Source organism: Yinghuangia aomiensis (genome assembly GCF_039542225.1).
GTDB lineage: Bacteria > Actinomycetota > Actinomycetes > Streptomycetales > Streptomycetaceae > Yinghuangia > Yinghuangia aomiensis.
Genome location: NZ_BAABHS010000034.1, coordinates 15,277 through 35,482 on the forward strand (window position 1 = coordinate 15,277; position 20,206 = coordinate 35,482).

Here is a 20,206-nt window from a genome sequence, read left to right on the forward strand (position 1 = left end):
GCCGCGCGTCCCGGCCGGAGGCCCCTCAGGTTGCCGCGGGCGGATCCGGATAGCTGGTGGCGTCCACGGCGAACATCGTCGGGACCGGGGTGTAGCCGGGCAGCGGCTCGGCCCAGACCAGGCGCACCGGCGCGGTCAGCGTGCCGTCCTCGGCCGTCTCGACGGTGATGCCCAGGCCGGCCGCGGCGTCGACCAGCGGGCCGAATTTGTGCCAGGGGTCGGCGTCCAGGATGAGGCCGATCGCCGAGCTGAGCATGTGGAGTTCCTGGAGGCGGCGGGCGCGTCGGCCGTCGCGGGCCCGCAGGGCCTCGAGGAACGCGGCGTCCAGGTCGAGGATGTAACCGGGCAACTGCCGCCGGTTGTAGTAGAAGCGCTGGAGCCGGTACAGGCGCTCGTACAGATCGAGGATCGTGCGGCGCAGGACCGGACCGAACCCTTCCTTCGGGAGCATGTGGAAGTCCACGTGGTCCTGGTGGAAGTCGCGGGGCTCGCGCGGACGCTCGCGCATCCCGTGGGACAGCGAGCCCATCTTCTCCAGCGCCTCGTCGGTGACCGACTCGGCGCCGCGCACGAGCAGCGGGGGCTGGAGCAGGAGCAGGGCGGCGTACAGCTCCTCGGCCTCGTTGAGGTCGATGCCCGCCACGGTCACCCCGTGGTTGGCCTTCGCGGTGACGAAGCCCTCCGCCTCCAGCATCCGCAGGGCCTCGCGCAAGGGGGTGCGGCCGACGCCCAGTTCCTCCATCAGCTCCCGCTGGGTGAGCCGCTGACCGGGCAGCAGTCTGCCGCTCAGGATCAGTTCGCGCAGTTGCTCGTGGGCCTGCGTGGACGCGTCTCCCGTGCGTCCGGGCTTTGTATACACCTTTGGATCATATCCGACCTGACTGGAGGTGAGGCGGCGTGCGCTTCGCCCACGCTTCCTACCGTGTCACCGATCGGGCAACGTGCCTGGCCTTCTATACCGCATTGGGCTTCCGCCTCGCCGAGGAGGCCCGCATCGGAGACGCCACCCATCTGTTCCTGACTCTCGACCCCGAGGGCCGGGGCGGCCCGGAATTGGAACTCGTGCTGGCGCCCGGCACCGGATACCGGCACGTCGCGGTCGCCACCGACGACCTGGACGCGGCGCTGGCCCGCCTCGGCTCCGCGCCGGTACGCGGCCCGATCACCACGCCCTCGGGCACCCGCCTCGCCTTCGCCGCCGACCCCGACGGCTACGAAGTCGAACTCATCCAATACGCCGGGCCCGCACCGTCCTTGCCCGCTTCGCCTTCCGACGCAGATGCGTCCGCCCCCTTTCGGAGTATCGACGTGGATCCGACCCCGCGCGTCACGCAATTCCTGTACCACGAAGCCGAACTGCTCGACGACAACCGCGTCCGCGACTGGTACGCCCTGCTCGCCGAGGACCTCGTCTACGAAGTGCCGCTGCGCGTCACCCGCGAGCGCCGGCACGGCGCCGGCTTCAGCCCGGCCGCCTTCCACCAGCGCGACACGTACTCCAGCATCGCGGCCCGGGTCAAGCGCCTCTCCGGCGAGTTCGCGTGGGCCGAGGACCCGCCGTCGCGTACCCGCCGGATCGTCGGCAACGTGCGGCTGCGGCCCGGCGACGCCCCCGGCGAACACCTGGTGCGCTCCAACCTGATGCTCTACCGCGGCCGCGGCGACGCTCCCGGCCACCACCTCATCGTCGGCGAACGGCACGACGTGCTGCGCGAGACGCCCGGCGGCGACCTGCTGATCGCCCGCCGCACGGTCTACCTCGACCACACCAGCCTGCCGACCCACAACCTCGCCATATTCCTGTGACCCGGCGCACCCGCCGTGCCACCGCCGTCCACCCCTCACCCGCGCTCCCGGAGCTGACATGACCGACCTCGCCGCCCGGCTCGCCGAGATCCCCGGCGACCTGGACCAAGGGCTCCTGCCCGGCTACGTCTTCAACGATCCGCAGATCCACCGCCTGGAACTCGACCGGCTGTTCACCAAAGCCTGGTGCTTCGTCGGCCACGAGAGCGAGATCCCGGCGAACGGCGACTACATGGTGCGCAACATCGGCGAGGACCCGTTCATCGTGGTCCGCGACGACGACGGCGCCGTGCGCGTGCTGCTCGACGCCTGCCGCCACCGCGGCACCCGACTGTGCCGGGCCGATGCCGGGAACACCACCAACTTCCGTTGCCCGTACCACGGATGGACGTACAACACCAAGGGCGACCTGGTCGGCGCGCCCGCGATCAACACCGCCTACAAAGGCCTCGACAAGTCGCAGTGGGGCTTGATCCCCGCGGCCCAGGTCGAGACCGTGCACGGGCTGATCTTCGCCTCGCTCGACCCGAAGGCCGCGCCCCTGGACGACTATCTGGGCGGCATGCGCTGGTACCTCGACCTCATGTTCGGACTCGCCGACGGCGGCATGGAGGTCGTCGGCGAACCGAACCGGTTCGTCCTCGACGCCGACTGGAAGATCGGCGCCGACAACTTCTCCGGCGACGACTACCACACGGTCTTCCTGCACAAGTCGATGTGGGACGTCGGCGCGATCACCATCCCCCCGGTCGCCAACATGCAGGGCTACCACGTCCACGCGGCCCCCGGACACTCCGTCACCTTCTCGATCGCCGACGACGAGGACGACGGCGGCCCGCAGTTCTGGGGCTACGACCCGGAGATCACCGCCGCCTTCCGTCAAGGAGACCTGACCGCGGAGCAGTTCGCCATCGCCAGGCGTTCGCGGATCTGCGTCGGCACGGTGTTCCCCAACCTGTCGTTCCTGATGGCACCGCTCACCGAAGACCCCGCGCACGCGCCGACCGGGCTGCTCAGCCTGCGGCAGTGGCAGCCGGCGGGGCCCGGCCGGATGGAGATCTGGAACTGGGTGCTGGCCTGGAAGGGCACGCCGGAAGCCCTGCGCGAGCGGGCCTACCAGGCGTCGATCGGCACGTTCGGACCCGCCGGACTGTTCGAACAGGACGACACCGAGCCGTGGCAGTCGATCACCCGGATGAGCGGGTCGGCGTACGGCCGCGCGGTCGGCATGAAGCTCAACTACCAGATGGGCCACCAGGGCGCGGGCATCGGCTCGGTCCGGGAAGTGACCGATTTCCCCGGCCCCGGCACCGTCCTCGCCCCGCGGTACGAGGAAGGCGTCCAGATCAACTTCTACCGCCGCTGGGCCCACTACCTGAACGGAGACGCCTGATGGACGCGGTCTCCCCGGTGACCGTCCCGGCGGCACCCCCGGGCGCCGCGGCCGACCAAGGCCGCGTCCCGGACGCCGCGCCGCACCCCGGCACCCCGGCCCGGCTGACCGCCGATCCCGCCCGAGAACCCGCCATCGCGCTGCGCGGCAGCCCGCTGATCGACGCGCTGGACGCGGCCGCGCTCCGCGGTCGCGGAGGCGCGGCGTTCCCCGCCGCGGTCAAGTGGCGTGCCGTACGGTCCGCGCCGTGCGTCGTGGTGGCCAACGGGGCGGAAGGCGAACCGGCGTCGTGGAAGGACCGCTACCTCCTTCGCGCTCGCCCCGGACTCGTCCTCGATGGCCTGCTGCTTGCCGCGGAAGCGCTCGGGGCGGTCCGGGCGCTCCTCTATGTCGGCCGCCCCGAAGACGAGGCCGCCGTGCGTACGGCACTGGCCCGGCACCCCGGCGCGGGCGGCGTTGAGGTGGTCGCGGTCGCGGACCGGTATGTCGCGGGCGAGGAGACCGCGGTGGTGCGTGCCGTGAACGACGGCATCGCCATGCCGACCGTCAAGCCGCCGCGCCCGTTCGAACGCGGCATCGACGGCCGGCCCACACTCGTGCAGAACGTCGAGACGCTCGCCCACGCGGCGTGGATCGCCCGGCACGGGGCGGAGGCGTTCCGCGCGGTCGGCACCGCGGGGTCGCCGGGCACCGCGCTGGTGACCGTGGACGGAGCCGTGTCCGAAGTCGCCCTCGGCACCCCGCTGTCCGAGCTGTTCGCGGCGCGCGACCAGGCCGTGCCGCCGCCCGCCGTGCTCGCCGGAGGCTACTTCGGCGGCCTCCTCGCACCGGACCGGTTCGGACTGCCGCTCGACTACGACGCGTTCCGGGCGGCCGGTTCCGGCCTGGGCTGCGCGGCGTTCGGCGTGGTGCGCGACTGCCCCGTCGACACCGCGGTCCGAGTCGCGCACTACCTCGCGGCCGAGTCCAGCCGCCAGTGCGGCGTATGCCTCAACGGCACCCGCGCCATGGCCGAAGCCCTCGGCCGCGTCGCGACCGGACACGCCGCGCCCGACGACCCGGCCAACCTCGCGCGCTGGTCGGAAACCCTGCCCGGCCGGGGCGCCTGCGCGCTGCTCGACGGCGCGGCCCTGCTGGTCCGCTCACTGCTCGGCGGCTTCCCCGGGGCGGTCGCCGCCCATCTCGACCACGGCTGCGCGGTGTGCGCGGCGGAACGGAGCACGTCATGAAGGCCCACGTCGACGCCACCCGCTGTCAGGGCATGGGCGTGTGCGCGGAACTGGCCCCCGCCGTCTTCCTCCTCGACGACTGGGGATTCGCGAGCACCGCCGACGGCGGCGCGATCCCCGCCGAACACGAACCGGCCGTCCGCGACGCGGCGGCCCGCTGTCCGGAGAAGGCGATCCTCCTCGTGGAGTGACAGCGGACGGCGAAGGAGCGGGGGAGCGGGGGGCAAGGCTGCGGGTCCGGTACGGGGGGTGCCGTATCGGACCCGCGGATTCCGTGGGCGGCAACGGTGGCGCAGGTACACCCTGTCGTGTGTGGACAACAATCGCCTGGTCATAACCTCGCCGAAGACCCGGAACAGCCGGAACTGGGTGGCCATTTCGGGGCGTGTCGGCGAGGCGCTGCGGTGCCGCGCGGTCCAGCAGCGCCGCGATGGGGCGGATTCGCGGACGGGGCTGTTCGCCGGCTTGGTGTTCACCCGCCCGGACGGGCGTCCGTTGCGGCCCCAGATGTTGCTGGACCGGTTCCGGCGGCTGTCCGCGGAGGCAGGTTTGCCGCGGATCACGATGCACGACCTGCGGCACCTGGCCGCCACCCTCACCATCGCCGCGGGGGTTCCGCTGGTGGTGGTGTCGAAGACGCTGCGGCACTTGACCCTGTCGACGACGGCGAACATCTACGCCCACCTGACGAGGCCGGCCGCGCGCGCCGCGGTCGTCACCATCCAGCGCGTCCTCGCCCAAGCGGAGGAACACCTGACAACCGGCGGCCTGCCGCCGAGTGCGCGCGGGCCGATACCGCCGGAGCCCCGCGACTGGCTACAGCAAGTCACCGAGTTGTTGGATCCCGCCCACGACGCCGCACGGCGTGCGTTCAAGCAGGCGACCACCCTGCGACCACCAGAGGACGCCGGCAGGGGAGCCGGAGCCGCAGATATCCCCTTGTATGACCGTGAGTTCGTGAACGGGTCTCGCTGGCCGGTGCCGGAATGCGACCACCCTGCGACCACCACGCCCGCGGACACCGGAAAGGCCGCCCTCTCCGTACGGAGAGAACGGCCTCCGACCTGCGTAAACGCTGGTCGGGACGACAGGATTTGAACCTGCGACCCCTTGACCCCCAGCGGTTCGTCCGTCTCTGTGCATGCCGTGTGGTCCCGGTGTGGTCCCCGTGGGTGTTGCTCTGTGTAGGCAAGTCTCGGTTGCCGACTGGGGGATGGATGGGTCTCACCTGGGGTCGCCCCGCCGGCCAGCGTCGGCCTGGCTGGCGCTGGTCGGTCCCGGGTTCGGGTCCTCGTTCCTCAGCGTGTTCGCCGACTGGGCCGCGGAAGGTGGCTGGGTGGACCGGCGCTGTTCGTGAGCAATGGGCGGGGGGAGTGTCGGAGCGGTGCGGCATATTCTCTCGGCATGGCTGACATCCACGAGTTGCCCGGTGTATTCCTGGCTTGACGGCGGCGGCAACCCGGTGCCGTACGGGAGCCTGGTGTTCGTCAAAGCGCTCGCACCCGACGAGGTGATCCGGCGTCTGGGGGCGGATCCTGCCTCGGCGCGGCGGATGACCGACGAGGAGCGCACGAACCAGGATGATGCCGTGGATTTGCTGAGTGTCCGCGACCTGGGCGGGGGTTGGGCGTTGGCGTTCGAGCCGGGCGGCGCCGATGCGTTCGTGGAGGAGCCCGTGCGTCCGCTGTCCGCCGACACCGAGGTCGTCATGTTCAACCGGAACATCCTGGCCCACTGCCGGTTCCGGCACTTCGTCGACGGTGTGCTGTGGACGTACTTCGACGCGGTGGCCCCCGACGAACGCCACGGCCTCCATCCGGACCGGCTCGCCGCGGACATGCGCCGCATCAGCCTCACCCCAGCCCCCGACGACCACGACCTGGACGACTACGACGACGAGTACGAAGACCCTGGCGTCAGCCGCTGCGCGCCCATCGGTCACTGGGGCTCGATGACGATGGCGCTCGTCGAATCCGTCACCGGCGTCCGTCTCCACCCGCAGGCCTTCGCCATGTCTGCTACGACGGTGGTCCGGCGCTTCTCCCGACGGCGGGGCTGACGCCACCCCGGGTTACGCCGGTGCCGTGATGACGAGACGTGGTCGTTACCGGCGCCCGCCCAGCGGGCTGTCATCGTGACGCAGTGGCCGTCGACGTCGCGTTCCTCCCCCGCTCCCGACGACCAAACAGCCGCTGCATTTGGGGCCTACCGGTGCGCTGGCGCGCTATCCGTCCCCGAAACCCCCGCGGGGACCGGCAACGGCCCGGGATACGAAGCATCCCGATGGCGCTCCGACACCGCTATGGGTCGGCAGCCGACGCCGTGGACGCTCAGCGGCCCCGGTTTCACTGGCTGGTCCGCACGGGGGCTGGACGAACTCGTCGACCGCGCCGAAGACCAGGCCCGGCGCCTCGAGGAGATCCGGGTCGGAGTCGTCTCGGACCCCCTTCAACTCATCGGGCGGGGATAGAGGCGCCCAAGCGCAAAGCAGCGCGGTGTCAGGCGGAGAGGCGGAGCGCCGAGGGTGACAGGGCCTGTGTTCAGGCCACATTGACGCTGATGCAGATGTCATCGTCGGTCTCGGTCTTGCATGGGGTGAGCAGCCGGACATGGCGCCGGTCGATGGTGATGGACGTGCGTCCGGGCGCGCGAACCAAGCCTGCGGACGCGGCGAAGCCAGGAGCTACGGAGACCTGCGCGCGGCTCCGCTCGGGCCGCGAACGGCTCGGAGCCCCGGATCTGGTGGTGGTGGTGGCCGAATCGGCGGTGGCTGTCTTGCTGCCGGAGATGAAGCATCTTGATCCCGCGGCCGCGTCACCGGCGATGCCGGCGGCCGCGGCCGGAGCCGGAAGCACCACGAACGAGGAACCCGAGCAGCCACAGCACCAAAGCGGCCACAGCCACCCACCACAGGACGTGAACAGCGAATCCCACGCCGAACAGCACCAGGATCCCGAGCAGGATCAAAAGCAGCACAACCACGACCGATCACCTTCTCGGTCCAAGTGTGCCCCGCCCGGAACCGGGGTGATCCTCCAGCAGCAGGCGCTCGGTCTGCGGCGGACCCGCGCCCTACCGCGCAGGTCCGCGTCGTATGGGCCGACGTGGGGCCGCCGGGAGAAGGTCGCTGGTCAGGCGGCCTGGGTATCGTCCGCAGGCGGCTCGGCGTCGTCGTCGACGCCGTCGGCTTTGGCGCGGACGTCCTTCGGGGTGGGCGCCGTGATGTTGCGTTGCTCTGCGGACCGTTTCCGGGCTGCGGTGCGGTTCCCCTGCGAGGCGTCGTTCTCCCCGGGGGTGTCGTTGTTGTCCGTGCTCATGGCATCGTCCTTCTCGTCGTATCGCGTGGTGGACTCGGTGGGCCGGCCGTGCCCATGGCGGGCGTAGGCCGCGTGGGCGCGTAGGCCGGAGCCCTGGTCAGTGGCCAAGGGCGTCGGCGAGTTCCTTCTTGGTCATCTTCGAGCGGCCGTGGATGTTGCGCTGCCTGGCCTCGTTGTACAGCTGCTCCCTCGTCGGCCCCTGCGAGCCGGAGTGCGAGCGCCGGCCGCCGCGCCGGGAGGACGAGGTGTCGTGGACGGAAGAGCGGCTGGCGGTCTTCGACTCGCCGTGCCGGGCCCGTTCCTTGTTCACCGTGCGGGCTGCGATCTCCTCCGCCCGTTTCCGGCTCTCGCCGCGGGCCAATGCGCTGTCCTTGATGTGTTCGTACTGGCGTTCACGCTTCTTGTTCGAACCGGCAGGCATGACTTCTCCTTCTCCTGGTTCGACGCATCGCCTACCCCCGAACCTAAGGGCCGAGTCGTGGGCGCGCCTGCGCATATGGGCAGGCGCGGACGGGGACGCGTTTGCCGGATGGGGAATTGCTGTCGTCGCTGCACGCGGCGAGGGTGAACGCGGCGAGCCCGGCGGCGCCGAGGCCCGCCAGGAACCGGCGCCGGTCCAGCCCGCCTGACGGCAGCCTGGCCTCCCGTTCCCGGACATGCTTGCCCAGCACGGCCGCCGCCATCGACATGTGCGGCAGCGTCGCCCGGTGCGCCTCGTCGACCTGCGCGATCAGCGCCCGCAGTTCCCCGTCTGTGCCCTGTGCTGCGGGCGGTCAGTGCGCGGGCTCATCCGGCAGATCCCGTGCCAGGGTCTTGAGCTCGTGGAGGCCGAGCGGGTCCGTTTCGTCGCCCAGGAGGGCTTTGCGGACGACGGTGGCGGGTTGAAGGCCGTCCACCTCAACGTTCTCGAACTCGGCCCAAGGGCGTCGAGTAGCTCTTCGCGGGCCTCGTCGCGGACCGGCGAAATTCGCGCAGGGTCTTCGCGGCCTTGGCGCCCATGCGCGGCAGCTTGTCCGGTGCCATGACGACCACGGCCAAGACGACGAGTGTGACCATTGGCGGGCAGCGAAACACACCGGCCGTAACCGGAAGTTCCGCAGCAAGGACACACAGAATGTGGTCACGGTCGTCTCTCGCGAGCACCAAGCCCCAACGTCGTTTTGCAGTCTCATCGTCCGGGACGCTGCACGCCACGACCCACGCTGGCCGCGGACCACGACAGGACTCGACGGCTCACCAGCGGGTGCCCGCGCCCGCTGATGGCGTGTGCGGCGGGCGCGGCGGGCCCGGTTCTCGTGGACCGTACAGGTGGCTTTTGGGCCTGAGTGTTGCTCAATGCGCATTATGGGCATTTGCGTACTTAGTGCATTCGGGAGCCTTCTTGTCTGTCGGGTAGGCGGTGGGTTCGTGTACGCAAGGTCGCTCTCGCGGCGCCGGTCCGGTGGAATGGAGCCTGTCGGTCGGTTGCCGGTCGTCGTCGAGGTCGTGCTGCTGCGTGCGGTGCCGCAGCTCGCCTATCGGATGGCGCGGGGGATGCCACTGCCGGGAGAGGTGCCGGACTCGGCGGCGTTGCGGCTGGCCGGGCTTCCGGAGGACGCGGCGCGGCGCGCGGAACTGGTGGTGCATTCGACGAGCTGGCGTTACGAGCGAGGAGAACCACGGGTGGTGTTGACGTACGTCGTGGCGCCGGACCCTGATCCGACGCGGCCGTCCCGCCTGGTCGAGGGCGTGGGGATCGCCCGCGGTGACAGCGCGGCCTGTCCTGCGCCGGAGAGGGTTGCAGCGGGCGAGGTCGCCGCGCACGCGTTGCGGCACTTGGCGTTCTTGGAAGCTTCTGATCCGGTCGTGCGTGACGCGGTGGCGCGGGTCTCGGGGCTTACGGCTGTCATGCCGAGCTTCGAGCCCGACGTTGCCCGGAGGCTGCATACGGGGCCGTGAGGGCGCTTGCGACGCTGGGGGCGTCCGGCGCCGCCACGGGTGTCCGGTGCGGCGGTCGGTCTGCGCCGTCCGTGTGGGCGGATCACGGCGTTCGAGTGGTTCTTGCCCATGACGCGCGGCCGGGCTCGCCGTCGGCTTCCGGACCTGTGAACTGCTGTTTCGTCGGTGGTCGCAAGTGGCGCGGCGCCGGATTTCGGCTCCGGGCGGCGGACGGGGAAGGTGTCGTGCGTCATCGGCCGGGACATGGGGTGGCTGTTCCGAGTTGAGTCCGCGGCGTCCCCGTGACGCGGGGGCGTCCTCCGGGCGGGGCTGGGTGGGACGTGCCGTGGGCTGCTTGATCGTCGCGTGGTTCCGACGCACCGGGATCGCGCCCCGTCCCTAGGGAATTCGATGTCCAAACCCCGTCTGTTCCGGTGCGCGGGTGCGCCGGGTCGGTCCGAGCGTGTCCTGGCCGGTGCCGGTGTCACCGCGCTGGTCGCCTCCGCCGCGCTGGCCGGCCTCGTCCCGGGCACCGGCTATGCGTCCAGCCATCGCGAGGCGCCGCTGATCGCGGGTGATCCGCGGGCGGACAACACGGACGTGTACGCGTTTGTCAGCCCCGACAAGCCCGACACGGTCACCCTGGTGGCGAACTGGATCCCGTTCGAAGAGCCCAACGGCGGCCCGAACTTCTACCCGTTCGCCGACGATGCCCGCTACCACATCCGGGTCGACGCGGACGGGGACGGCAAGCCGGACACCACCTACACGTGGGCGTTCACCAACCACATCCGCGACGACGCGAACCAGTTCCTTTACAACACGGGTGTGGTGAACAAGCTCGACGACCCGACGCTGAACTTCTTCCAGACCTACACGCTGACCGTGACGAACGCGGCGGGCGAGACCAAGACCCTGCTCAAGGACGTCCCGGCGGCGCCGTCGAACGTGGGCAAGGCGTCGATGCCGAACTATCCGTCGCTGCGCAAGCAGGCCACGATCGACTTCCCCGGGGGCGGGCAGACGTACGCGGGCCAGGCCGACGACCCGTTCTTCGCCGACCTGCGGGTGTTCGACCTGCTGTACGGCGGCAACCTGTCCGAGGTCGGCCACGACACCCTCGCCGGGTACAACGTCAACACCATCGCCATCCAGGTCCCCAAGAAGGATCTCGCGCTCAAGGGCGATCCGTCGCGGAACCCGGTGATCGGCGTGTGGTCGACGACCGACCGCAAGGGCGTCCAGGTGTCGTCCTCGATGGGCAAGAGCGCCCCCACCGGTGGTGAGCCGGGCGGCGGGTGGAAGCAGGTGTCGCGGCTCGGGAACCCGCTGGTGAACGAGGTCGTGGTGCCGCTGAAGTTCAAGGACGCCTTCAACGCCCTGACCCCGGACCTCGACCACACGATCACCCCGGTCGTCGACAAGGTCACGGACCCGATCGTGCCGAAGCTGATCGAGAAGATCTACAAGGTCCCCGCGCCGGCGACGCCGCGCACCGACCTGGTGGAGATCTTCCTGACCGGGATCTGCAAGGACTGCGGGCCCATTCAGGCGGACCTGAACTCGCAGAAGCTGAACAAGGACGTCGGCAAGGGCGCCTTTGTCCCGTCCGAGGAACTGCGCCTGAACATGGGCGTGGCACCGGCCGCGAATCCGAACCGGCTCGGTGTGCTGGCCGGCGACCTCGCGGGCTTCCCCAACGGCCGCCGCCTCGCGGACGACGTCCTCGACATCGACGTGCAGGCCCTCGAAGGCGCCGCCCTGACCGGGAAGCTCGTCCCGGCGCTGGCCACGGTCGACTCGGTCGACACCAACGACGTGAAGTTCACCCCCACCTTCCCGTACGTCGGCCTGCCGCACACCGCAGCGGTCAACCAGGGCGGCAAGGGCGACCACACGGGCGTCCCGGACGGCGGCATCGGCGCGGGCATGGGCGGCATGTCCAACGCCGCAAAGGCCGACGACACCGACGACGCCTTCCCGTGGGCGCCCGCCTCTGCCGTCACCGGCGGCGCGCTGCTGGCCGCAGGCGGGTTCCTGGCGTTGCGCCGGCGGCGCGGCAACGCCTGACCGTGACACCAACACCCCGACCGGACCGCCCGTACACCGACCAGGCGTACGGGCGGTCCGCCTGCCCGGACAAGCACCGGGCCGGATCGCGGCGATGGCCGGCCGCGGCACTCACCGCGGTCGTGGTGGGAGCGGCGCTGATCGTGACGGGCACCTCGGCCATGCAAAGCCCCGGCAAGCCGGGCTCCGCCGGGAGTTCCCTGTTCGGCCGCACCGACATCCCGCCGCACAGCCCGGCGCAAGCATCACCACCTGCCCCGGCCGCGACGCCGCAGGAACCCGCGTCCGCCCCGACGCCGTCCGCCGGAGCGACAGCCGACCAGTCGGCAGCATCCGCGACCGGCCCGGACCTCTCCGCTGCGCCGGTCCGGGTCCGGATCTCCGCGATCGGCGTCGACAGCGGACTGGAACCGCTGGAAATCGGGGCGGACGGCCAGTTGGGCACGCCACTCGACCCGGACCGGGCCGGCTGGTGGGCCGACGGCCCCAACCCCGGCAGCCCCGGCGCCTCCGTCGTGGTCGGCCACCTCGATTCCCGGACCGGCCCGGCGGTGTTCTACCGGCTCGGCTCACTGCGCCCGGGCGACCGGATCGAGGTCCTGCGCGCCGACGGCACCACCGCGGCGTTCAGCGTCTCCCAAGTCCACAGCTACGCGAAGAGCGATTTCCCCAGCGACGCGGTCTACGGCGCCTCCGCCGGACCGACGCTCCGGCTGGTCACATGCGGCGGGAGCTACGACAAACGCCGCCACGCCTATACCGACAACGTGGTGGTCTTCGCCGACCCGACTCCGCCGACTTCCGAAGCCGTAGCACAGCCGGTTGTCCGCGGCCAGGACCCCCCGCGGACCACAGACGGGTCCGCGCCCGCGCCACCCTCCCCCGAGTCTCGGAGCCGCTCGTGAACTTCCTCGCCGGGCGCGTGTTCTCCCGCGGACGGCTGCTGTCCGCCGCCACCGCCACAGGCCTCGGCGTCGCCCTGTTCGTCGCCGGGGCGGTCGGACTGTCGCCGCAGTTCGCCGACGGCGACGGCCCGTCGCCCGCCGGACGCCCCCTGCCCGGTGTCCGCCAGGCAGCCACGGGAACGGACGCGCTCGCCGCGCAGATCACCGCGCTCCAGCAGCGACTGCGGATCCTCCCGTCGGACGCGTCGGGTTGGGCGACGCTCGGGCTCGCCTACGTCCAGCAGGCCAAAGTCACCGCCGACCCGTCGTACTACCCCAAGGCCGAAGAAGTCCTGCGGAAGTCGCTGGACATCGAGCAGGCCGACAACTTCGCCGCGATGGCCGGACAGGCCGCACTCGCCGCGGCCCGGCACGACTTCACCACCGCACTGGACTGGGCCCAGCGCGCCGTCGCCGTCAACCCCTACAACGCGACCCTGTACGGCACTCTCGCCGACGCACTGACCCAACTGGGGCGCTACGACGAGGCGTTCGATGCCGTGCAGCGTATGGTCGACCTCCAGCCCGGTACCCCGTCGCTCGCACGAGCCTCCTACACCTGGGAACTGCGCGGCGACACCGCGACCGCACAGGCGCAGATGGGACGCGCCCTCGCCATGGAACCCACGCCCGCCGACGTCGCGTTCACCCGTTACTACCTGTCCGAACTCGCCCTGAACAGCGGCGATCCGGCGCAGGCGCTCACGCACGCCGAACAGGGACTGCGGGCCGACCCGGGCTACTGCGCGCTGTACCAGGCCAAGGCACGTGCCGAACTCGCCCTCGGCCGCACCCAAGACGCCGTTGCCGACTACCGCACCGCGATCGCCCGCGTCCCGCAACCCGAATACGTCCTGGAGCTCGGGGAGTTGTATCAGTCCCTCGGCGACACCACGAAGGCCCGCGAGCAATACGACGTCTTCGGCGCGGAACAGAAGCTCTTCGCCGCCAACGGCGTCGCCGCCGACTCCGACGCCACGCTGTTCGAAGCCGACCACGGCAGCCCGGCCAAGGCCCTCGCACTGGCGACTGAGGGCATCCAGACGCGTCCGTTCCTCGACATGGACGACGCGTACGCGTGGGCGCTGCACGTCAACGGCCGCGACCGCGAAGCCCTCGCATGGTCGCTCAAAGCCACGGCGCTGGGCAGCCGCAACCCCCTCTACGCCTACCACCAAGGCGTGATTCGCCAAGCCCTCGGCGATGTGGACCAGGCCCGTGAGCTGTTCACCCGCGCTCTGGCCGCCAATCCGGCCTTCCATCCCCTGCACGCCCCCGCCGCGCGGGCGGCGCTGACCGCGCTCGGAGCCCCGGCATGACCATTCGCGCACGACACCGCCTCAGGTTCGCCGTCATCGCCGCCGCGGCCGCCGGGTGCGCCCTCGGCGGCGCCCTTCCGGCCGCCGCGCACCCGCTGGGCAACTTCACGGTCAACCACTACGACGGCCTGATCCTGCACCCGGACCGGATCGACGACCACGCCGTCGTCGATACCGCGGAAATCGCCACCCTGCAACGCCGCGGCGACGTGGACACCGACCGCGACGGCACCGCAAGCACGACCGAAAGCGCGACCTACGCCCGCACCCAATGCGCCGACCTCGCCGCGACACTCCGTGCGGCCGTCGACGGCCGCACCCTGCAATGGCACGTCACCGCCGCCGCGTTCACCTACCTCCCGGGCAACGCGGGCCTCGACACCGGGCGCCTCACCTGCGACCTCACTGCCCCCGCCGACCTCGGCGGCGGTGTCCGCGTCGACTTCACCGACGACTTCCAGTCCGAACGCATCGGCTGGCACGAGATCACCGCCACCACCGGCCCGGGCCTCCACCTCGACAACCCGCCCGTGCCCGCGAAGTCGATCAGCGACGAACTGCGTCGCTACCCCGACGACATGCTCGCCTCACCGCCCGACCAACGCCACGTCCTCCTCCACGTGGCACCCGGTGCCGCGGCGCAGCCGCCGGCGGCCGGTCCCGGACTCCCGACGAGCGGGTTCGCCGCCACCGCGATCAGCCGCGTCGACGCCGTGTTCAACGACCTCGTGGGCACCCGCCACCTCACGCTGACCGCCGGGCTGCTCGCCGTCCTGCTGTCGCTGGTCCTCGGGGCGTCCCACGCCGCCATGCCCGGCCACGGAAAGACGGTCATGGCCGCCTACCTCGCCGGACGCCGCGGCACCACACGCGACGCGGTCACCGTCGGCGCCACCGTCACCCTCACCCATACCGCCGGAGTGCTGCTCCTCGGCCTGCTCCTCACCGCCTCCGCGTCCCTCGCCGGCGAATCCCTCCTCGCATGGCTCGGCATCGCCAGCGGTCTGCTCATCGCGGCCGTCGGGACCGGACTGCTGATCGGCACGGCACGCGGCCGGACCCTCGACCTCGGCCATACCCACGGACACCGGCACAAGCATGGCCACAGCCACAGCCACAGCCACAGCCATGGGCATGGGCACACACACGGCACCGATTCCCACGAGCACAGTGGCGAAGGCCATCACAGCCACCAGCACCACACGCACGACCACCACACGCACGATAGCCACGACGAATCAGCCCACGCCCCCCTGACCGCGCACGCGCATCACCACCACGGCGAACCTTCCGAGCACCACCGGCCCGTCGACACCGCGCCGATGGCGATCCCCGCTCCTGCCGGCCCCGAGGCGCCTGCGGAAGCCGCGGTTCTCGCAAACAACTCCACGGCCACGATGACAGTCCCCGCGTCCGCCGACCTGCGCAAGCGACCACAGGACCACACGCACCTCCACGCAAACCACCCCGGAAACGAACGCCACGCACCGTCTGGCGCAGGGCGTCGCGGCCGCAGGGTCTCGCTCGTCGGCATCGGCGTCGCCGGGGGCCTCGTCCCCAGCCCTTCCGCGCTGATCGTGCTGCTGGGCGCGATCGGTCTCGGACGCACCTGGTTCGGCGTCCTCCTCGTCATCGGCTACGGACTCGGCATGGCCGCCACCCTCACCGCCGCCGGGCTCCTCCTGGTCCGCTTGCGCGACCGGCTCGATCACCACCGGCTCGCGAACTGGCGGAGCCGTCTGGCGGGATGGAGCCGGATCAGCCCCTACCTCACCGCAACCCTCGTCCTGTGCGTCGGACTGGCGCTGGCGCTACGCGCCGCAGGACCCCTGGTATAGATCCCGGCCAATCGTCACAGCGCTTCGGCGCAGGCTCCTCCGTTGCCGCCACCGGGAGTGGCGAGAGCCGGCGTCCCTACGTGGTCTTGCAAAACCCGCTGCCCAACTGACTCGGAACAGGACTCCCATGCCCGAAAACCCCAGCCCTTCGGGGCCGGACTCCAGCCCGGCGGAGGAAGCCGAATCCCGCCCCGGGTGGCTGCGGCGCCGCGCCGACGCGGCCACGCACAGGCTCGCGCTCGCCCGGGACACCGTCGCTCGGCACCCGCCGCCCGGGCCGTTCCGTCCCGGCTTCTGGCGCAGCCCGATCCGCGGGCCGTGGCTGACCTCCGTGTTCGGGTTGATCCTCCTCTTCGGGATCACCACCCTGTTCGTCACCGGCCTGCTCTCGTACGCCGCGTACAACCCCCGGCTGGGCGCGGTCAACGACTTGACACCGGACCACGGGATCCTCGGGTTCTACCTGTTTACCTGGCCGACCCGGCCGTACTGGCTGTACCGGCTGACCCAAGGCGTACACGTCACCCTCGGCATCGCCTTGGTTCCGGTATTGCTGGCGAAGCTGTGGTCGGTCATGCCGCGGCTGTTCGTCTGGCCGCCCGCCCGGACCGTCGCCCAGGCGTTGGAGAGGCTCTCCCTGCTTCTGCTGGTCGGCGGCGTGATCTTCGAGTTCGTCACCGGGATCTTCAACATCCAGCTGTGGTACGTCTTCCCGGGCTCGTTCTACCGGCTGCACTTCTACGGCGCCTGGGTGTTCATCGGCGCGTTCGTCGTCCACGTCGGTCTGAAGACGCCACGCATGCTCGCATCGCTGCGGTCGCGCCGGCTGCGCACCGAACTACGGACGGGCACCTCCCACACCCTCGCCGAACCCGCAGATCCCGACGGCCTGGTGGCTGCGGAACCCGCTGCCGCGACGGTGTCCCGACGCGGCGCCGTTGCGCTTGTCGGTGCAGGCTCGCTCGCCCTCTTGGCGGTCACGGCAGGGCAGAGTATCGGCGGGGTGTGGCGCCCGACGGCGCTGCTCGCCCCCCGCGGGCAGAACCCCGGAAGCGGCCCGAACGGCTTCCAGATCAACAAAACCGCCGCATTCGTCGGCGTCACCCCTGAACTGGTCGGCCCCGCATGGCGGTTGACCCTATCCGGCGGCCCAGCAACCATGACCCTCACACGAGACGACCTCCTGGGCCTGGCCACGGCCACGCATGCGCTGCCGATCGCCTGCGTCGAGGGCTGGTCCACCGACGACCAGGAATGGACCGGGATCCCGCTGCGCGACCTTGCCGCACTTGCGGGTGCACCCGACGCCGGGTCCGTCCTCGTCCAATCCGTCCAGCCAGCGGGCCCGTTCGCAGCGGCGATCCTCGCCCGCAACCAGATCCGCGACCCCCGCTCCCTTCTCGCCTTGCGCGTCAACGGTGCGGACCTGTCCCTTGACCACGGCTACCCTGCCCGGGTCATCGTCCCCGCCGCACCTGGAGTGCTCAACACCAAGTGGGTCGGCCGCCTCACCTTCAGGACGTGACCTGTGCGACGACTCCGCCACTGGTACGGCGCCGGACCACTCAACCTGCTCGCCCTCGCCGCCTGCTTCGCCCTGGCCGGCTACGCCGCCACCCGCCTGCTCACCTACGAACCGGCCCGCGTCATCGTGTGGTTCATCGGCGCGGCCGTAGTCCACGACCTCGTCCTCTTTCCCCTCTACAGCACCGCAGACACGGCCGTCCAGGCAGCCGCCTCACACCCGCGGGACAACCCCAAAGCGGAACCGGCCAGACCGGGGATCAACTACGTGAGGTTCCCGGCATTCGTGTCCGCGGTCCTGTTCCTGGTGTGGTTCCCCCTCATCCTGCAACGCCCCGACACCTACAAGGCAACCACCGCGCTGGACCCGGCCAGGTTCATGCCCCACTGGCTCCTGATCACCGCGGGACTGTTCGCGGCATCCGCTCTCGCCTACGCGGTCGTCCACACCCACCGCCGCCGGTCGCAGACCCTGCGGCGCAGACGACGGCACGGCCGAACCCGAGTTCATCTTCGCCGCAGCGGAGGCGAATCCTGAATCCCTTGTGTCCCCTCGGGAGCGACCCATCCGGCACCCCTATGACAAGCGCCGACCACCTCATTCGAACCCGCGAGCTGCCGGCCACTCGGCGCCAGGCTCCGTGGCCGTCGCCCGCCGACGGCGATCGCATCGACGCCCCCCGCCCCGGCACGGAAGCCAGGACTCCGCTCGGGCCCTACGAAACCGCTCTGCGTGAGGGCGGCGTCCTGTATATGCGCCGGGCGGACGGCCGTCGGCAGGCTCTCGACCTCGCCCGGTGGAAGGCGCCTGCGGACGCCGCGGATCTGTCGCTGGTGGCTCGCTGCACCGGACCGACACTCGACATCGGCTGCGGGCCCGGCCGCCTCACCGCGGCCCTCGTCCGGCGCGGACTCCCGACACTCGGCATCGACCTGGCCCGCGAAGCGGTGCGGGCGACCACCCGCGCGGGCGCGGCCTGCCTACGGAAGTCCGTGTTCGACCCCCTGCCCCGCGAGGGCCGTTGGGGCACAGCGCTGCTCGCCGACGGCAACATCGGCATCGGCGGCGACCCTGCGGCACTACTCGGCCGCTCCGCCGCACTTCTCCGCACAGGAGGAGTCCTGCTGGTCGAAACCAACCCAGACGACCCGCAGGCACACGAGAGATTCGCCGTCCGCGTCGAAGACACCCACGGCCGACGAGGAGCCGCGTTCCGTTGGGCAACGGTCGGCGCCGCGGCCCTGGCCCTGCTCGCGCCCGCGCAGGGTTTCATCGTCCATGAGGCATGGGACCACAGCGGACGCGCCTTCACTTCTCTGCGCCGCACATAAGGACGCGCACAAGCACGGCCACGCGCCCACACCGGGCCGTGGACCTCGGCAGCCGACGGAAGCGGCGCCAACGCAGCGCTGTATGTACCGTTTGCGCGGCGCCGCACCGCGCACTCCCCGGCTTTCACCGAGGTAGGCCACACCTACGCACCACTTGCGGTGTGCCGGCAGTCAGTCCGCTCGAATGGCATCGCCGGTGCGGACCGGCTGACGCAGCCGGAGCAGCGGCGAACACGGTCACGCCGGATCCGGCCGCTCCCACGCGGCCCCGCAGCGCCTGACCCATATGACCCGGACGCCACACCGACAGCGCGTACGTCGGGCTCCCGGGCCCCGAAAACACCCAGTCGGCGGCCTGGACCCGCTCCAGCCCGGACGCCGCATCGGCGCCCGGAGCCCAAGCGCGACGTCCGCCCGCACGCCGACACTGCGCGCGAAGTAGGCCTGCGCCCGCGCGGATATGTCCGCGACGTTCTCCTGGAATCCGTATGGCGTGTCGAGCAACACCGCCACCGCTCCACCCGCACCACAGCACGATGAACCCGATCCGTCGCGGCGGTCGTCTGGCCGGAAGTCACGGGTCCGGCCATGGTGAGGCCGGCGGAGGCCGTGCCGGCGTGCCGAGAATCATTGCCGAGGTGAACGGTCGTGCTCCCGGTGTCCCGGGGGGCGGCCGGCAAGGTGTGTGCACGGCGCGAACCTCGGCTTCCTCGGCGACGGTTCCGGTGGGCGAGGAGCGGCGCCTGATCGACGCCATGGAGCCGACCGGTCGCTGCGTACTGCATACGGCGGCGCCGCCCGTGCTGATGTCCGCCCGCCGGGTTCGCGAGCCAGGGGATTCCGCCGCGACCTTCGCCGACCTTCGGACGCCGCGGCGGCACCCGCGGAGTCCGGGGACGCATGCACATCGCCGCCTCGGGTAGGTGCGCCAGGAGGGGCATCCGTGGCCGACCGAGGTCCACGGCGTGTGCGCCGGGCCGGCACACGGACGGAGCCGCGTCATGGGTGCGGGGTGTCGTTGGCCGCAGGAACGCGAAGCGATGATCGAAAGGATCGTCGGCCCCGAACCGAAGGACGGCGAGCGGGTATCCGTACTGCGGTGGCGCGTGCCCCTGAGAACCAAGGAGGACCGTGATGCTCAGGGCGATCGGAGACGTCATCGGGAAGATCGGCAGTGCTATTGCCACCGTGGTCACGCTGCCGTTCCGCGCGGTGGCCAGGTTGTTCGGGGGCGCCTCGGACTCGGCACACGGCCACCACTGACACCGCGCGCCGACGCGCCCTCGTCCGCCAACTGCGCTGGTTCGTCGGTGGGCTGCGCGCCTCGGCCGTGGGACAGGAGAGTGTGCCATGCGTTGTGGATCAGGACCGAGACCGGAACGGCTGTAAGAAGAGCATCTTGAGGAAAGTGCGCGTGACCGCGGTGAGAGCAGTCGGCGCACCGAGGAACTCGCCGACCGCATGGGAGCCAAGGAACACAGGCCCCCACAGCAAGGCGGTGGTCGATCCGGTTCCGG

Annotated in this window: 23 protein-coding genes; 16 read left to right on the forward strand and 7 right to left on the reverse strand. The window is 71.1% G+C overall.

Translation table 11 applies throughout. The features are described from left to right. Window positions 1-25: 25 nt before the first annotated feature. Window positions 26-859 carry a GntR family transcriptional regulator gene (locus ABEA93_RS33445; RefSeq protein ID WP_345679655.1) on the reverse strand — a complete coding sequence of 278 codons (834 nt, stop codon included), beginning with the start codon at window positions 857-859 and terminating at the stop codon, window positions 26-28. Window positions 860-897: 38 nt separating this feature from the next. Between ABEA93_RS33445 and ABEA93_RS33450 the strand changes: the two genes are divergently transcribed. The 7 genes from ABEA93_RS33450 to ABEA93_RS33480 all read left to right on the forward strand — a co-directional run bounded on the left by ABEA93_RS33450 (window position 898) and on the right by ABEA93_RS33480 (window position 6,898). Continuing rightward, window positions 898-1,806 carry a 3-phenylpropionate/cinnamic acid dioxygenase subunit beta gene (locus ABEA93_RS33450; RefSeq protein ID WP_345679657.1) on the forward strand — a complete coding sequence of 303 codons (909 nt, stop codon included), beginning with the start codon at window positions 898-900 and terminating at the stop codon, window positions 1,804-1,806. A 58-nt stretch (window positions 1,807-1,864) separates the two neighbouring features. Then, entirely contained in the window at window positions 1,865-3,199 is a 1,335-nt protein-coding gene (locus tag ABEA93_RS33455; RefSeq protein ID WP_345679658.1) for an aromatic ring-hydroxylating oxygenase subunit alpha, read from the forward strand. Next, the gene (locus ABEA93_RS33460) at window positions 3,199-4,428 is read left to right on the forward strand and encodes an NADH-ubiquinone oxidoreductase-F iron-sulfur binding region domain-containing protein (protein ID WP_345679659.1); all 1,230 of its coding nucleotides are present in this window, start codon (window positions 3,199-3,201) and stop codon (window positions 4,426-4,428) included. Before ABEA93_RS33455 ends, ABEA93_RS33460 begins: the two co-directional genes overlap by 1 nt. Then, window positions 4,425-4,619, forward strand: a complete 195-nt coding sequence (locus tag ABEA93_RS33465; protein ID WP_345679660.1) for a ferredoxin — start codon at window positions 4,425-4,427, stop codon at window positions 4,617-4,619. Before ABEA93_RS33460 ends, ABEA93_RS33465 begins: the two co-directional genes overlap by 4 nt. A gap of 121 nt (window positions 4,620-4,740) precedes the next feature. Then, window positions 4,741-5,526 (forward strand): tyrosine-type recombinase/integrase, encoded by a 786-nt coding sequence (locus ABEA93_RS33470; protein ID WP_345679661.1) that lies wholly within the window; start codon window positions 4,741-4,743, stop codon window positions 5,524-5,526. 331 nt (window positions 5,527-5,857) lie between these two features. Continuing rightward, window positions 5,858-6,487, forward strand: a complete 630-nt coding sequence (locus ABEA93_RS33475) for a DUF6461 domain-containing protein (protein WP_345679662.1) — start codon at window positions 5,858-5,860, stop codon at window positions 6,485-6,487. Window positions 6,488-6,730: 243 nt separating this feature from the next. After that, window positions 6,731-6,898 (forward strand): hypothetical protein, encoded by a 168-nt coding sequence (locus tag ABEA93_RS33480; protein ID WP_345679663.1) that lies wholly within the window; start codon window positions 6,731-6,733, stop codon window positions 6,896-6,898. 344 nt (window positions 6,899-7,242) lie between these two features. Here ABEA93_RS33480 and ABEA93_RS33485 read toward each other — a convergent pair whose 3' ends face one another. The 6 genes from ABEA93_RS33485 to ABEA93_RS33510 form a co-directional block, all read right to left on the reverse strand. Next, a complete protein-coding gene (locus tag ABEA93_RS33485; protein ID WP_345679664.1) occupies window positions 7,243-7,410 on the reverse strand; it encodes a hydrophobic protein in 168 nt (55 codons plus the stop codon). A 149-nt stretch (window positions 7,411-7,559) separates the two neighbouring features. Then, entirely contained in the window at window positions 7,560-7,853 is a 294-nt protein-coding gene (locus ABEA93_RS33490; protein WP_345679665.1) for a hypothetical protein, read from the reverse strand. Next, window positions 7,843-8,166, reverse strand: a complete 324-nt coding sequence (locus tag ABEA93_RS33495) for a plasmid stabilization protein (protein ID WP_345679666.1) — start codon at window positions 8,164-8,166, stop codon at window positions 7,843-7,845. The genes ABEA93_RS33490 and ABEA93_RS33495 overlap by 11 nt, the downstream gene beginning before the upstream one ends. Window positions 8,167-8,209: 43 nt before the next feature. Beyond that, on the reverse strand, window positions 8,210-8,434 hold the full coding sequence (locus ABEA93_RS33500) for a twin-arginine translocation signal domain-containing protein (RefSeq protein WP_345679667.1): 225 nt from the start codon (window positions 8,432-8,434) through the stop codon (window positions 8,210-8,212). Between the two features lie 84 nt (window positions 8,435-8,518). After that, window positions 8,519-8,641 (reverse strand): hypothetical protein, encoded by a 123-nt coding sequence (locus ABEA93_RS33505; protein WP_345679668.1) that lies wholly within the window; start codon window positions 8,639-8,641, stop codon window positions 8,519-8,521. A 1-nt stretch (window position 8,642) separates the two neighbouring features. After that, entirely contained in the window at window positions 8,643-8,801 is a 159-nt protein-coding gene (locus ABEA93_RS33510; protein WP_345679669.1) for a twin-arginine translocase TatA/TatE family subunit, read from the reverse strand. Window positions 8,802-9,209: 408 nt separating this feature from the next. On the opposite strand from ABEA93_RS33510, the gene ABEA93_RS33515 reads away from it, so the two are divergent. The 9 genes from ABEA93_RS33515 to ABEA93_RS33555 all read left to right on the forward strand — a co-directional run bounded on the left by ABEA93_RS33515 (window position 9,210) and on the right by ABEA93_RS33555 (window position 19,952). Next, window positions 9,210-9,683 carry a hypothetical protein gene (locus ABEA93_RS33515; protein WP_345679670.1) on the forward strand — a complete coding sequence of 158 codons (474 nt, stop codon included), beginning with the start codon at window positions 9,210-9,212 and terminating at the stop codon, window positions 9,681-9,683. Window positions 9,684-10,073: 390 nt separating this feature from the next. Continuing rightward, window positions 10,074-11,732: a DUF4331 domain-containing protein gene (locus tag ABEA93_RS33520; protein WP_345679671.1), complete on the forward strand. Its 1,659-nt coding sequence runs from the start codon at window positions 10,074-10,076 to the stop codon at window positions 11,730-11,732. Between the two features lie 2 nt (window positions 11,733-11,734). Further along, complete coding sequence (locus ABEA93_RS33525; RefSeq protein ID WP_345679672.1) at window positions 11,735-12,637, forward strand: class F sortase; 903 nt, start codon at window positions 11,735-11,737, stop codon at window positions 12,635-12,637. After that, the gene (locus tag ABEA93_RS33530) at window positions 12,634-13,995 is read left to right on the forward strand and encodes a tetratricopeptide repeat protein (RefSeq protein ID WP_345679673.1); all 1,362 of its coding nucleotides are present in this window, start codon (window positions 12,634-12,636) and stop codon (window positions 13,993-13,995) included. Before ABEA93_RS33525 ends, ABEA93_RS33530 begins: the two co-directional genes overlap by 4 nt. Then, window positions 13,992-15,833 carry a nickel transporter gene (locus ABEA93_RS33535; protein ID WP_345679674.1) on the forward strand — a complete coding sequence of 614 codons (1,842 nt, stop codon included), beginning with the start codon at window positions 13,992-13,994 and terminating at the stop codon, window positions 15,831-15,833. The genes ABEA93_RS33530 and ABEA93_RS33535 overlap by 4 nt, the downstream gene beginning before the upstream one ends. A gap of 127 nt (window positions 15,834-15,960) precedes the next feature. Beyond that, window positions 15,961-17,358, forward strand: coding sequence for a molybdopterin-dependent oxidoreductase (locus tag ABEA93_RS33540; protein ID WP_345679675.1), 1,398 nt, complete (start codon window positions 15,961-15,963; stop codon window positions 17,356-17,358). A 3-nt stretch (window positions 17,359-17,361) separates the two neighbouring features. After that, window positions 17,362-17,895, forward strand: coding sequence for a hypothetical protein (locus ABEA93_RS33545; protein WP_345679676.1), 534 nt, complete (start codon window positions 17,362-17,364; stop codon window positions 17,893-17,895). Window positions 17,896-17,936: 41 nt separating this feature from the next. Further along, entirely contained in the window at window positions 17,937-18,689 is a 753-nt protein-coding gene (locus ABEA93_RS33550; RefSeq protein WP_345679677.1) for a class I SAM-dependent methyltransferase, read from the forward strand. Window positions 18,690-19,823: 1,134 nt separating this feature from the next. Beyond that, on the forward strand, window positions 19,824-19,952 hold the full coding sequence (locus ABEA93_RS33555) for an LPFR motif small protein (protein ID WP_345679678.1): 129 nt from the start codon (window positions 19,824-19,826) through the stop codon (window positions 19,950-19,952). The last annotated feature ends 254 nt before the right edge of the window (window positions 19,953-20,206 follow it).